Source organism: Vibrio sp. Vb339 (genome assembly GCF_902751245.1).
In the GTDB taxonomy this organism is placed as follows: Bacteria; Pseudomonadota; Gammaproteobacteria; order Enterobacterales; family Vibrionaceae; genus Vibrio; species Vibrio coralliirubri.
In genome coordinates this window covers 986,656-1,001,002 of record NZ_CADDIS010000002.1, presented here as the reverse complement: position 1 = coordinate 1,001,002, position 14,347 = coordinate 986,656, and the positions used below count along the sequence as shown (strand labels likewise).

Annotated in this window: 11 protein-coding genes; 5 read left to right on the top strand and 6 right to left on the bottom strand. The window is 43.7% G+C overall.

All coding sequences use genetic code 11. The features are described 5' to 3' along the window. Nucleotides 1-283: 283 nt before the first annotated feature. From HRQ85_RS13130 to HRQ85_RS13120, 3 genes are all read left to right on the top strand, one after another. On the top strand, nt 284-1,249 hold the full coding sequence (locus HRQ85_RS13130) for an ABC transporter substrate-binding protein (RefSeq protein ID WP_172379812.1): 966 nt from the start codon (nt 284-286) through the stop codon (nt 1,247-1,249). A gap of 190 nt (nt 1,250-1,439) precedes the next feature. Then, complete coding sequence (malZ, locus tag HRQ85_RS13125; protein WP_172379811.1) at nt 1,440-3,287, top strand: maltodextrin glucosidase; 1,848 nt, start codon at nt 1,440-1,442, stop codon at nt 3,285-3,287. 191 nt (nt 3,288-3,478) lie between these two features. Continuing rightward, entirely contained in the window at nt 3,479-4,945 is a 1,467-nt protein-coding gene (locus HRQ85_RS13120; protein ID WP_172379810.1) for a GGDEF domain-containing protein, read from the top strand. 131 nt (nt 4,946-5,076) lie between these two features. Here the strand turns inward: HRQ85_RS13120 and dusC are convergent, their stop codons facing one another. Beyond that, complete coding sequence (dusC, locus tag HRQ85_RS13115; RefSeq protein WP_122081790.1) at nt 5,077-6,033, bottom strand: tRNA dihydrouridine(16) synthase DusC; 957 nt, start codon at nt 6,031-6,033, stop codon at nt 5,077-5,079. A 71-nt stretch (nt 6,034-6,104) separates the two neighbouring features. Beyond that, nucleotides 6,105-6,647 (bottom strand): prepilin-type N-terminal cleavage/methylation domain-containing protein, encoded by a 543-nt coding sequence (locus HRQ85_RS13110; RefSeq protein WP_172379809.1) that lies wholly within the window; start codon nt 6,645-6,647, stop codon nt 6,105-6,107. A gap of 211 nt (nt 6,648-6,858) precedes the next feature. Between HRQ85_RS13110 and HRQ85_RS13105 the strand changes: the two genes are divergently transcribed. Then, nucleotides 6,859-7,479 carry a YecA/YgfB family protein gene (locus tag HRQ85_RS13105; RefSeq protein WP_048613192.1) on the top strand — a complete coding sequence of 207 codons (621 nt, stop codon included), beginning with the start codon at nt 6,859-6,861 and terminating at the stop codon, nt 7,477-7,479. 127 nt (nt 7,480-7,606) lie between these two features. Here HRQ85_RS13105 and dsbB read toward each other — a convergent pair whose 3' ends face one another. After that, entirely contained in the window at nt 7,607-8,116 is a 510-nt protein-coding gene (dsbB, locus tag HRQ85_RS13100) for a disulfide bond formation protein DsbB (protein ID WP_050620963.1), read from the bottom strand. A gap of 147 nt (nt 8,117-8,263) precedes the next feature. Continuing rightward, a complete protein-coding gene (gene nhaB / locus HRQ85_RS13095; RefSeq protein ID WP_086774988.1) occupies nt 8,264-9,856 on the bottom strand; it encodes a Na(+)/H(+) antiporter NhaB in 1,593 nt (530 codons plus the stop codon). 640 nt (nt 9,857-10,496) lie between these two features. Between nhaB and fadR the strand changes: the two genes are divergently transcribed. Beyond that, on the top strand, nt 10,497-11,336 hold the full coding sequence (gene fadR, locus HRQ85_RS13090) for a fatty acid metabolism transcriptional regulator FadR (protein WP_017062161.1): 840 nt from the start codon (nt 10,497-10,499) through the stop codon (nt 11,334-11,336). A gap of 194 nt (nt 11,337-11,530) precedes the next feature. Here fadR and HRQ85_RS13085 read toward each other — a convergent pair whose 3' ends face one another. Together HRQ85_RS13085 and metG are read right to left on the bottom strand one after the other, a co-directional pair. Continuing rightward, nucleotides 11,531-12,010, bottom strand: a complete 480-nt coding sequence (locus HRQ85_RS13085) for a DUF1456 family protein (protein ID WP_010437231.1) — start codon at nt 12,008-12,010, stop codon at nt 11,531-11,533. 221 nt (nt 12,011-12,231) lie between these two features. Then, the gene (gene metG, locus HRQ85_RS13080; RefSeq protein ID WP_172379808.1) at nt 12,232-14,292 is read right to left on the bottom strand and encodes a methionine--tRNA ligase; all 2,061 of its coding nucleotides are present in this window, start codon (nt 14,290-14,292) and stop codon (nt 12,232-12,234) included. Between the last annotated feature and the right edge of the window lie 55 nt (nt 14,293-14,347).

Sequence of the window (14,347 nt, the reverse complement as noted above, 5' to 3'; positions counted from 1 at the left end):
TTGTCTGAGAACAACTATTCATCCTCTATAGCTTGTTCTCAGATTTGCTCCTCTCTTTGTTACCTCGCTTACTTTCCGTTTAGCTTGCCTGTCCTTATTCACTTGGTTTCTTACCTTCCTCCGAAGTCAATATAACCTTTCTCACATAACTCGAGCCTTGTTGTATTTTTGTTAAATATCACTTCAAGTTATCAATGGTTACTGGTAATAATGTCAATAGTGATTTTGATGTTGTTCTCTTTGAGCGAGTAATGACGGGTAGAGCTTGATTCAGGGAGCGATAATGAGTTCTGTAAGAAAGGTATTGGCAGCGGTTTTAAGTTGCTTGATGTTGCTATGGACTGGCAATGTAATGGCAAACGTTGCCAAAGTGTCGGTTTCACAAGTTGTTGACCATCCAGATCTGAATGCGACACGTCTAGGGCTTCTTGAAGGATTGAAAGCCAAGGGTTATGAACCCGGTAAGAACTTAGAATTCTCCTATGAAATGGCGAATGGTAACCCGGCTCAGGCAGCCAAGATTGCCAGAGAGCTCGTCAGTGAAAATCCTCATGTACTTGTTGGTATCGCGACACCGACTTCACAAGCTTTGGTTTCGGCAACCCGTTCGATACCGATTGTTTTTACCGCGGTTACGGATCCTATCGGCGCTAGGCTGGTCAAACAGCTAGAAAAACCGGGCCGGAATGTCACGGGGCTTTCTGATCTCTCTCCAATCATTCAACATGTCTCTTTGATCAAAGAGCTTCTTCCTAAGGCAAGTTCAATCGGTGTGGTTTATAACCCTGCGGAAGCGAATGCCGTTGCGTTAGTTGGGTTATTGAGAAAGGCAACTCGAGATTTCGGTTATACACTTCACACCGAAAAAGCGCTGACTGTTGACGATGTCGAAGCAAAAGCAGAATCCATTGCTAAGAAGTCTGATGTTATCTATGCCTTGACCGATAATACGGTTGCAAGCGGTATGGAAGGGCTCATAGACGCTGCAAATCAAGCTGGCACACCTGTGGTTGCAGGAGCAACGTCTTATGTCGGGAAGGGAGCGATTGCTGGTTTAGGTCTAGATTATTATGATGTTGGGGTTCAGACCGCGGATTATGTGGTTGCCATTCTGGACGGACAGAAGCCGGGGAAGCTGAGTGTCAAAACTGCGCAGAGCTCTCAGCTGGTGGTGAACCTAGATGCTGCACGTGAGCTTGGCGTGACAGTGCCTCAATCTGTGATTGATCGTGCGGTCATTAGCCGCTGATGGCGCAATTCCAAATTTGATATCCCTTTCTCAAATGGGTGACTCAATTGATCATTTTGAGAGAAATCGACTTACTGTAAACAAAGTGGATCTACAAAACGTGATCTACTTTAACGGATGTTATTTTTCTCATTGTGGTCAATGAAATTTTTCATATCTTAAGCAAATTGAACATTGCTCGAGAACCGCTATGAAACCATTTATCTTTCATGCTCAAACTTCTGACTACTTCTATGAAAAAGACGGCGTATTAACCGTAACATTATTGTCTGAACGCAATGACTGGAATAAGGTTCAGTTGAGGCACGAGCCAGATAACGAAGAGTACCTGCTCGATATGACAAAGGTGGGTACACAAGGTCGGTTGACGCTTTGGCAGGTTTCTTTTCCTGTTAATACAGACAGAAGTGTTACGCACTATGCGTTCAAGCTTGTCGATTTAAAGGGACAATACTGGCTGGATGCGAAAGGTGTTCACAGCCGTGTTTCGAGTCGTGAATTTCACTTTAAGTTTAATAGCCAACATCAGCCACCAGAATGGGTGTCAGAGCAAGTCTTCTATCAAATCTTCCCTGAACGTTTTTGTAACGGAAACCCGAGCATTAGCGTCAAATCTGGGGAACATCGCCTAAAAGAAAACACCTTAGATGTTGTGGTGAAAGAGTGGGGCGACGCTGTCGAAGGACATAATGGAACCGGCGCCGCAGAGTTCTTCGGTGGTGACCTTGTAGGCATTCATAGCAAGTTAGATTATCTACAAGATCTAGGCATCACCGCGCTGTATCTCAATCCAATTTTTCAGTCGCCTAGTAATCATAAATACGATACAACGGATTACTACAACATCGACTCGCATTTTGGAACCAATGACGACTTTGCTGCACTTTCAGAGGACATCCACAAGCGTGATATGAGAGTCGTTCTGGATGCTGTGTTTAATCACACCTCTGTCGAGCACCCTTGGTTCGATAAGATGAAAGTGACAAGCTCGGGTGCCTATGGCCACCCAGGCTCGGCATTTCACGACTACTACTTTTTCGACCCTGACAACCCTCAGCAATATGTCGGCTGGAAAGGGATCAGTTCGCTTCCAGTCTTAAACTTTTCTAACGCTTCCGTGCGAGATTACATATATCAGTCGCAAGACTCTGTGATAAAGCATTGGTTGAAAGCACCTTATAATGTCGATGGTTGGCGCTTCGATGTGATTCACATGTTAGGCGAGGGTGAGGGCGCTTATAACAATGCGTACTATGTAGAGGCATTTCGGAATTCAGCGAAAGCAGAGAACCCTGAGGCCTACATCTTGGGAGAGCATTTCTTTGAGGCCACATCATGGCTACAAGGTGCACAAGAAGATGGGTCGATGAACTATTATGGTTTCGCTCACCCAGTACGTGCGTTATTGGCGAAACAAGACATCGCGTACGAGCCGATTGACATTGATATGTTCGCTTTCTCTGATTGGTTAGCTGAAGCGAGAGCTAAGGTTCCTTGGTTGAATCAGTTATCGCAACTGAATCAACTGGACAGCCATGATACAGCTCGCCTACTGACGCTGCTAGGGGGCGACCAAGCTAAGCAAAAGCTGGTTTTGACGTTGTTGTTTACCTATGTTGGAACTCCGTGTTTATACTACGGAACAGAAGTCGGTTTAGAAGGGGGGCAAGACCCAGATAACCGCAGATGCTTCCCATGGGGAGATGAAGATTCTTCGTCTTGGTTCCCATTCCATCAAGCGTTGATAAAACTGAGAACAGAACGTCGCAGCTTACAAAGTGGTGCCTATCTCGAGCTGTATTGTGACGCTGAGACGTTAGTTTTTGCCCGCAGTCTCAAGGGTGAAAAAACACTGGTTGTGCTCAACCTATCCCAAAATGAAAAGGCATTGTCTTTGCCTGTGTGGATGCTTGGATATGAACAAGGAGAGTTGGTTAATTTGCAAGGCAAGGAGAAGAGCGTGCCGATTACTAATGGAGCCATTGATATTCTTGTTCCACCGATGCAAGCGAAGATTTTTGATGTGGTAAATCTTTGAATTTTAAAATGACTTAAACAATCTCATCTAACCCTGCTTCATGCAGGGTTAGTTTTATAAAAGGAATTGTCTGTTCAATACTTAGGCTCGATTCATATCAATTTACACTCTTTTACCTCGAGGAAAATGGCAATTAATGTAATAATATTAATGGGGTAAATGAAAATAGCTGAACGCTAAGAGCACATTATATGAAAGTAAATAGGCACTTTAGCCTAACCTTTGTCTTCGGGTTTCCCGCTGTGATCGCCGCAATGTTACTTGGCCTAATAGGAAAGAATCATTTTGATTTGGTGAAGAAAGACATTGGCAGTGAATTCCAACGTATTGAAGAGGTGTTCAAACGAACCACAAAGGTGGTGACAGCCCTAGACTACAGCTTCTCCAACTACTACAAATCAGGAAACCCTCTCTTTCTTGATCACAACAAACAAGTTGTGGATGGTCTTTGCCAAATTTGGCCGATCGACGTGTTACTTCTCGCTGATGGTAAAACCTCAGACATCCCTTCTGTCGATATCGACTATATGTTGGTCGGTGAAGAGTCCCTTTGTTCCGAAACCAGTGACAGCTACAAAAGTGCATCTGAGAAGATTGCTCTTGCGCCAATTCTTTCATTCTTATCCCAACTTGATGAGTTCCATAACGGTGTGCACTTTATTGATACGCGTGGTTATGTGATCTCGTCGCCTGAAGGTTTTGCTAAGAAACTGAGCAAGGAATTGCTTTCGACCATAAAAAGTCGTCCCTATTGGCAAAAAACAGCCAACAATCCAGAACAATTAACACTAACTGGCCCTGCTTACCGATTTGAGTCTCTAGACCTAATGATCAGTATGACGATCCCTGTGTTCCACCAAGGTGTGCATCAAGGGATGCTTTCGGTTGATATTGACGCTGACAAGCTGCTTGCAAACTCTAATGAACATCTTGCAGGTCGGATCGATATCATTGATACCACTTTAGCGACCCCGGTAGATTCTGCGGCTTTTTATCACGAGATCAAACTAGATGGTGTCGCGTCTCACCATGCGATGTACTACGAGTTAGACATAGCGAAAGAGGTTGAACACTTTTTCGTCTACGAGAAAGACAGCCTTATTGTTGCCATCATTGTGTATCTGTTCTCTGTAACCATCTTCTTCTACGTCAATTCCAATATTGAACGTGGTTACTTCAAAGATCTCGCAGCCAAAGATCCTATGACAGGGTTATTGAATCGTCGTGGCTTAGAAGCGTTCTGGCGCAGCGTAGAGCACGATCAACTGTTTGCCTTAACCGTCTTCGATATCGATGATTTTAAGTCAATTAACGACACCTACGGCCACGATAAGGGTGATGATGTGATTCGTTATATGTCGCGTCAGATCAGTAACAGTATTCGAAGCAGTGACGTTGCAGCGCGGTTTGGCGGTGAAGAGTTTGTCGTTTACATGAAAGGCGAAGATCGTGAAACTCTGATGAGAACATTAGAGCGAGTGAAGAATGCGATTTGTTCCACTTCAGCCGACATTATTCCAAATGGATTTACGGTATCTGGCGGTGTCTGCATTGTTGAAACTGAGCAAAGTAAACTTAACTTCGATGAGATATTTAAGTACGCCGATGAAAAGCTGTACGTGGCTAAGACGACGGGTAAAGACCGTCTTGAATTCTAGCTACGTTATTGGATCGATGCTTTGTATGAAAATGAAATGAAAGAGGGAAGAGCCAACGTATCTACCAAGCAAAGCTTATTTGCGCCGGTAAACACGTTTGTATCGTTAGGGGCTTAACCCTAAACACAATCTTAAACAGGTTGGCGGCGTTCTTCTTGATAACGTTGGAGGCGTTCTACAATCGGCGGCGCCTTCTTGAAAGTACGAATTTCTTTAAACAGTTCGTTTGCTTCAGGGTAGCCTTTACTTAGATAAACAAACCACTGCTTCACTCTATTGGGGTAGTACATGCCTTTGTCCCCTTTAATTTGAAACTCTGAATAGCGCAGCAAAAGTTCAATGACTTTATCCCACGGCATTTTGTGGTGGTTGTGCTTAACGACGTTACCAAGGTTTGGAATATTGAAAGCACCACGGCAGACCATCAATGAATCGACGCCTGTTGCTTCTATGCAATCTTGACCATCTTGATAGTTCCAGATTTCCCCATTAGCAATCAACGGTAGAGACGTTTTTTCTCTGATTTGATTGATGAAATCCCACTTGATTTCGCTGGCTTTGTAGCCGCCAACTTTGGTTCTTGCATGCACGGTGAGTTCGTCAGCTTTTGCTTGTTCGATGGCATCGACGATTTCAAAGCACTCTTCCGGATGCTCCCAACCTAATCGAATCTTTGCGGATACAGGAATGTGTGCAGGTACTGCTTCTCGGCAGGCGTTCACCACTTGATAGATGAGCTCTGGTTCTTTTAGCAGTGACGCACCACCATTGCTTTTGTTTACCGCCTTTGCTGGGCAACCAAAATTAAGGTCAATCCCTTTAGCGCCTAAGCTAGCAGCTTGAAAAGCATTCTCTGCCATCCAATTTGGGTGTTGACCTAAAAGCTGGAGATGGATTGGCACACCAGCCATGGTCTGAGAGCCTTGATGTAGCTCTGGGCAAATACGGTGGAACACATGCGGGGGAAGAAGTTGATCCACGACGCGCACAAACTCTGTGACACAGAGATCGTAATCATTGATCTCTGTGAGAATTTCACGCATTAGGTGGTCTAGAACGCCCTCCATAGGGCCAAGTATTACGCGCATGCTGCTTTACCAAAACTGAATGAACCGAAAAATTCGAGGCGTGATTGTACGGTGTGCTTACAGAATTGTCACTATGAGCTAGGACTATCTGCAGTAATGGTTACTTCTCCGGTTAGCGGGAAGTAATTAAGTCTAGGGATATCTTCACCAAATGAAAAGCCGCTCGTATAATAGTAATAGCAGCTTGGATCTGCTGTGTACCACCCGACGATATTCTCTTCTGATGGAAAAACGGAACTTCCATGAGCTCTTATTGTTAGGTCTGTAGTCATTAGTGCATTCCAAAGCTCTACACAATCGTTACCAGATAAACCTACACCAGCACTGACTGGCGCATCACCGACTGCGAATGGAAATCCCGCAGAAGAAGGGTAGACATCACCCTGTCCATAGTTGACCACTTGATCAAAAGCAGGCTCACCATCGACAAGCCATTGCGAGTGATACATGTCGACGCTGTTTCGGAATGCTGCAAACGCTCCTTGTGCTAAGGCTTCATGAGCATCTCGTTGAACACCCAGAAAACGAGGTGCAGCGGTTACCGCTAATACTCCTAGAATAACGACCACCACAATAAGCTCGAGTAATGTAAAACCTTGGGATTTTGATTTCATGATGAACACGCCTGTATGTAACAAAATGTTTCAAAGGGCGTTTTTACACCTAATATTCTGATTATCAAAGCGAAATAAGTGAAATGCCGATGATATTTGAATAGCAATGGTTTGCGTAATGTAATTGGCGAGGAAATAGAGAAAAGTGCTTGGCGACATCTTAGCGGGGATGGCGTTATAATATCGAAAATTCCCAATATCCAGAGCTTTCATGACATATCAATTATTAAGCCTACCAGAATCAATCACTGACATTACTCCGCAGTTTATGGAAGGTGCAATCCTTGCCTCTAACTTAGCGACCAAGCCTCTTGATCCAGAAGAGTGGCTGGCTATCGTTGCGCCTGAAGCGGGTAAAGAGCTGGTCACAACGGTGACAGAACAGATTAATCGCCAGCACAACCTGATTCAGCGTAATGAATACCTATTAACAGACGTACTGGCTGAAGGTGACTTTAACGAACAGTTCGCTGATTTTTCTGAAGGCTTCATGATGGTTTGGCCAACAGTGGAAGAGCAGTGGCAGAGCGTAACAGTCGCGGATGGCACTCTACGCATGTTGCAAGCGCTTCTAACAACCTTGATGCTTGCGATTGATGAAGAGCAAACTCAACAGCAAATGATCGCTGCAGGACTTACTAACCCACCATCGCTTGCCGATTTAGTGGGTCAAGTCGATCTGATGATCTCAGAAGTAGCAATGGCAGCGGATGAAGCTATGTTGGGCAATAAATCGCAGAGCGTGAACCCGTTTAAAGATATTGGTCGAAACGATCTTTGCCCTTGTGAAAGCGGCAAGAAGTTTAAACAATGCTGCGGTAAAAACAGCTAATCACGGCTTGTTGAGCAACTTAGTTTGAGTGAATAACAGACTCTCTTAATATGTTCAAAAGCTTAAGTAATAAAAAAAGTCGACCTTTGGGTCGACTTTTTCGTTTCTGAACATGATGAGCTAATTATTAGTCATTCTTTGATTTAACGAATTGAGAAATCACTACAAAACCGAAAGCAACTAAGTTGCCCGCGAAGATAATCACCAGCCACTGTGGCATTGAAAGCTCTAAGAACTGCCACACAACTTTGCTGCAGTCGCCGTAAGCCTCAAACATCCACGGAGCCCATTGATTTAAAGGCGCCCAGCTTGGGAAGGTCACGAACAGATCACAAGTAGCAAAAGGAGACGGATTAAACTGGTAGTCAACGTGTTCTAAAGCCAGCGTCAAACCTTTGTATGCGCCAAACCCCCAGCCAGCAAGGCCTAACCAACGTGATATTGGGTTATGAGGGGCAATAGCACCAATGATTGCAGCAACACCGATAGCAAGCATAGCAACGCGCTCATAGATGCACATTACGCAAGGGCCAAGCATCATCACGTGTTGGAAGAAGAGAGCGCATGCCTCAAAAAAGACAATAAAAGCCAGCAGTAAAAGCCAAGATAAACGTCCCTTAGAGAAGTCTTTGATCATTGCTAAAAAGTTCACGAATTGAATCCCGTCTATAAAATAAAAAAGCCCTGATTACTCAGAGCTTTTTATCTTGGATAAGTTTCCTAATCAACTAATATTTTTGATTAGTTAGTTATACTTAATGTGGTTTGCGACACAGTGTTGAGCTTAATGACCACCAGAGATAACTGGAGCAACGACTTCACCTGTGCGTTGAATGATCCAACCTGCATCATAGAACCATGCTGTCATTGGCTCTACGAAGAACACAATGCCCGCTAGGCCAACAAGTGCCAATACGATGGTGTATGGCAACGCCATGATAACCATGCGGCCGTAAGACAGTCGAATTAACGGAGCAAGTGCTGATGTTAATAGGAATAGGAATGCAGCCTGGCCGTTTGGCGTAGCAACAGAAGGTAGGTTAGTACCCGTGTTGATAGCAACAGCAAGTAGGTCGAACTGATCGCGAGTGATGATGCCTTCAACCAGTGCAGTTTTCACTTCGTTGATGTAAACCGTACCGACGAACACGTTATCTGAAACCATCGATAGAATACCGTTGGCAACATAGAAGAGTGCGAGCTGTGCGCCTTTATCTTCAACGTGAAGTACAGCATCGATTACTGGCTTAAATAGCCCTTGATCAATGATTACCGCAACGACAGCGAAAAAGACAGCAAGAAGTGCAGTAAATGGCAGTGCTTCTTCAAAGGCTTTACCCATCGAGTGCTCTTCAATTACACCAGTAAATGCCGTTGCCAAGATGATCACTGAAAGGCCAATCAAACCTACTTCAGCAACGTGAAGCGCAAGGCCAACAATCAGCCAAACTGCGATTGCACTCTGAACCCATAGCTTTGCTACGTCTTGCTTTGTACGGTTTGCACGTTCTTTGTTGTCAAACTCAACTAAGATTTGGCGAACATTCATTGGTAGCTCAGCACCGTAACCAAACACTTTGAATTTCTCGACAAGTGCACAAGTTAAAATACCGCAGAAGAAAACAGGCAGTGTTACTGGCAGCATACGGATGATAAATTCACCGAACTCCCAACCTGCTTGCTTAGCAATGACTAAGTTTTGTGGTTCACCTACCATGGTCATTACACCACCCAGTGCTGTACCCACACCAGCGTGCATAAGCAGTGAACGTAGGAAAGCACGGTAGTTTTCTAGGTCATCACGAGTTAGCTCTGAGATCTCTTCATCATGAGTATGATCGTGCGAAGACGTTGTGCCCTTGCCTGATGCAACCTTGTGGTAGATAGAGTAGAAGCCGACCGCAACGCTAATAACTACGGCGATTACTGTTAGTGCATCTAGGAATGCTGATAAGAAAGCGGCAGCAACACAGAAGGCAACAGAGAGTAAAATTTTAGATTGGATGCCAAGCAAGATCTTCGTGAAAATGAACAAAAGCAGTTCTTTCATGAAGTAAATGCCAGCAACCATGAATACGAGCAAGAGTAATACAGGAAGGTTTGCTTGCAGCTCGTGATAAACCATTTCTGGTTTGGTCATGCCAATGGCGACTGCTTGAATAGCTAATAGACCACCCGGTTGAAGTGGGTAGCATTTGAGAGCCATAGCTAGAGTGAAAATAAACTCAACCACCAATAGCCAGCCCGCAACAAATGGGTCAACTAGGAAGAAAACAAACGGGTTGATGATTAAAAAGGAAATGATGGCAAGTTTATACCAATCAGGAGCTTTACCAAGGAAGTTCTTGATAAAAGCGTTTCCGAGAGACATCGGCATGTTAATACTCTTTTATGTTGATTATGAATAGACAAGCAATACAACATTTTGAGAATCGAGCTATAGAAATTGTTAAAAACTATAACTAACAGTGACTTAGAAAAACTACATTCCATGTAATGTTCTGTGGTCTTGCCAAGTCACTCCCTTAGAAACTCAAGCACTGCTTATTTTTGAGCGCAACTCTACTCTTAGATAACATTTAGTCAACAGGAAAAGCCCTGTAGCACTAAAAATACCTCTTTTTTGTTGAGAAACGCGATCAAAGTAGCGCAAGCATACCACTTAAAATGTGATAAAAACCGACTAGAATCAATATTTCAGCGAAATGATTGAAAATTACAGAATAACGACGACTTATATATGATTATTACAACTTAATATTGCAAATTAATAGCTTTAAAAATATGACCAATCTCATTGATTTTAAAGAAAATTTGTTGTGTTAACGGTTTGTTGAAATGGTGGTTTAGAGTCGCTTGCTTTACAAACCTGAGGTGCAAACGCGTGCTGAACTTTAGAGTTATAACTCTAATGGTATTTAGGGTGAGTAAAATTTTTGAGGGTGTTTCCGCTAGGTGTGAACTAGTGGTATGATGAGTAAATTAGAACAGAATAATTAAATTGGATTGAAGTGTAGATGGTCATTAAGGCGAAGAGCCCGGCAGGATTTGCAGAGAAGTATATCATTGAAAGTATTTGGAATGGCCGTTTCCCTCCAGGTTCTATCTTGCCCGCAGAGCGTGAGCTTTCTGAGCTGATTGGTGTTACACGTACTACGCTTCGTGAAGTACTACAACGTCTTGCTCGTGATGGTTGGTTGACAATCCAACACGGCAAACCCACTAAAGTTAACCAGTTTATGGAAACCTCAGGTCTTCATATCCTTGATACGCTAATGACGTTGGACGTTGATAACGCAAGCAAAATGGTAGAAGACCTGCTCGCTGCTCGTACTAATATCAGCCCGATCTTTATGCGTTATGCATTCAAAGCAAACAAAGAAGCTTCAGAGCGTACTATCAGTAACGTGATTGAATCTTGTGAAGCGCTACTTGCGGCACCAACTTGGGATGAGTTCCTAGAATCGTCGCCATACGCTGACAAGATCAAACAAGCGGTAAAAGAAGATTCAGAAAAAGATGAAGCGAAACGTCAGACGATCTTAATCGCGAAGACTTTCAACTTCTATGATTACATGCTTTTCCAACGTTTGGCATTCCACTCAGGCAACCAGATTTATGGCCTAATCTTTAACGGTGTGCGTAAACTGTATGACCGTATCGGTAGTTACTACTTCTCTAACCCAGAAGCACGACGTTTAGCGATGGACTTTTATAAAGAGCTGTTCATTATCTGTGAAAGTGGTGAGCGCGAAACGTTGCCATTAGTGATTCGTAACTACGGTATCGCAAGTGCACAAGTTTGGAATGAAATGAAAACGACATTGCCAACGAACTTCACTGAAGACGACAGCTAAGCCATAGGTTTACTATTGTTGTTCCTGTTTAGTCAGTGACGTAAAGAAAACGAAAAAGCGGCGAGATAATTGAATTATCTCGCCGCTTTTTATTTATCTGTCGTTACTAGAAAATTATCCGTGGGTCAGTTACTTACCTATGACGAGTAATTTATCTATGTGCAGCAACTTAAAATTTATCTAGGAGTAGCAACTTAACCCGCAAACTCTTCTGAATCTGGGCGGTTGGTAAATTGCACGCCGTTTAGAAAATCGCAAAGTAGCTGGTCTTCACACACTTTGTAGTTTTTGTTTTCTGGCTTGCGGAAGTAAGCGCCGATTTCGTACTTGCTCAAGCTAATGCCAACCACTTCTAGTACGTCCAAAACATCTTCTGCTTTCATGTTTAATGCAATACGAAGCTTCATGAAGATCATGTTGTTCGTCAGTGCAACTTCAGGTTTAGGTTGCTCGCCTTCTTTTTTGCCACGCTTAAGGTTGATGAAACCATTTAGGAATACCGCTAACTCTTTATCTTTCATCTTAGAGCATGACTTGTCGTTGTCGTCTTTTAGCCAGTTAATCACTTGGTCATGAGCAACGGTCACATCAGCTTGTTCGATAGCTTTGATGATTTGTGCATTTTTAAGGTTTAGTGCGTGTTGAATACGACGCAAGATTTCGTTGTTAGTCACTGGAAATTCCTAAAAAGGGTTTTAGAGTAAAGAGGTGTTGGTTTAGCCTATTTTTGTCGACGAACCAATTTCTACTCTACATAGCATAGTTGACGGCGACTCTAACAGAGAACGCTAATTTTCGGTAGATATAAAAAATCCCCAATGCTGATTAACTCTTTCAAGTCAAAAATGCATTAGGGATTTAGTGATGGGTGCTTGTTATCTGACTGGAGTCAGAATTACATTACACGCATACCAGGTTGAGCACCTTCGTGTGGCTCAAGGATCCATAGGTCGCTGCCGCCAGGGCCTGCTGCTAGGATCATGCCTTCAGACATACCAAACTTCATCTTACGAGGTTTTAGGTTGGCTACCATTACAGTTAGTTTGCCTTCTAGCTCTTCAGGTTTGTATGCTGATTTGATACCAGAGAATACTTGGCGAGTCTCACCACCGATGTCCAGTTGGAACTTCAGTAGTTTGTTCGCTTTTGGTACTTCTTCACAAGAGATGATACGAGCAATACGCATGTCTACTGCAGCAAAGGCATCGAACTCAATCTCGTCTGCGATTGGCTCTTTGTCTAGCTCAGTTTGGCTTGCTTGCTCTTTTTCAGCTTCTGCTTTTTCTTTCGCTGCTGCTTCAGCGGCTGCATCTTCTTTAGAAGACTCAACCATTGCTTCCACTTTCTTAGGATCAATACGGTTGAATAGCGCTTTGAACTTAGTGATCTCGTGATCAGTTAGCGGAGTAGCAATCGCTTCCCACGTTAGCTCTTCGTTTAGGAAAGCTTCAGTGCGAGCTGCAAGCTCTGGCATCACTGGTTTCAGGTAAGCCATCAGTACGCGGAATAGGTTAATACCTACAGAAGAAACTTGTTGAAGCTCAGCTTCTTTGCCTTCTTCTTTTGCAAGAACCCAAGGTGCTTTTTCGTCGATATACTGGTTAGCTTTATCCGCTAGTGCCGTGATTTCACGGATAGCACGGCTGAATTCACGAGTTTCGTATAGCTCACCGATACGCTCAGCAGCAGCAACGAATTCGTTGTATAGCTCAGGTTCTGCAAATTCAGCAGCTAGCTTGCCTTCAAAACGCTTAGTAATGAAGCCAGCGTTACGAGAAGCTAGGTTAACAATCTTGTTTACTACGTCAGCGTTTACACGTTGAGTGAAGTCTTCAAGGTTAAGATCTAAGTCATCGATGCGGCTGTTTAGTTTCGCAGCGTAGTAGTAACGTAGACATTCAGGGTCTAGGTGGCTTAGGTACGTGCTTGCTTTGATGAATGTGCCTTTCGACTTAGACATCTTCGCACCGTTCACTGTTACGTAGCCGTGTACGAATACGTTGTTTGGCTTACGGAAGCCTGCGCCGTCTAGCATTGCTGGCCAGAATAGGCTGTGGAAGTAAACGATGTCTTTACCGATGAAGTGGTAAAGCTCAGTTGTGCTGTCTTTCTTCCAGTATTCATCGAAGTTTAGATCGTCACGCTTGTCACATAGGTTCTTGAAAGAAGCCATGTAGCCAACAGGTGCGTCTAACCATACGTAGAAGAACTTGTCTTTTTCGCCTGGGATTTCAAAGCCAAAGTAAGGTGCATCACGTGAGATATCCCACTGTTGCAGACCAGACTCAAACCATTCCTGCATTTTGTTTGCGGTTTCATTCTGTAGAGAGCCAGAACGAGTCCACTCTTTAAGCATGCTTTCGAACTGAGGTAGGTCGAAGAAGAAGTGCTCAGAGTCTTTCATTACTGGAGTTGCGCCAGAAACCGCTGATTTAGGGTTAATTAGCTCAGTTGGGCTGTATGTCTCACCACAGTTATCACAGTTATCACCATACTGGTCTTCTGACTTACACTTAGGGCAAGTACCTTTTACGAAGCGGTCTGGTAGGAACATCTCTTTCTCAGGATCGAAAAGCTGAGAAATAGTACGGCTAGAAATGAAGCCGTTCTTTTTAAGTTCTAGGTAGATGTGAGAAGCCAGTTCACGGTTCTCTTCGCTGTGTGTGCTGTGGTAGTTATCAAAGCTGATATCAAAGCCAGCGAAGTCTTTTTGGTGCTCTTCACTAACAGCAGCGATCATCTCTTCTGGCGTGATACCCATCTGTTGAGCTTTAAGCATAATTGGCGTGCCGTGAGCATCGTCAGCACAGATGAAGTTTACAGTGTTGCCACGTAGACGCTGGTATCGAACCCAGATATCAGCTTGGATATGCTCAAGCATATGGCCAAGGTGAATAGAGCCGTTAGCGTACGGAAGCGCACAAGTTACCAAAAGTTGTCTTGGATCAGTTGCCATACTTAATAATTCGCTTTTTTGATAGGTATAAATTTGAGAGGTAATACTACTTTAT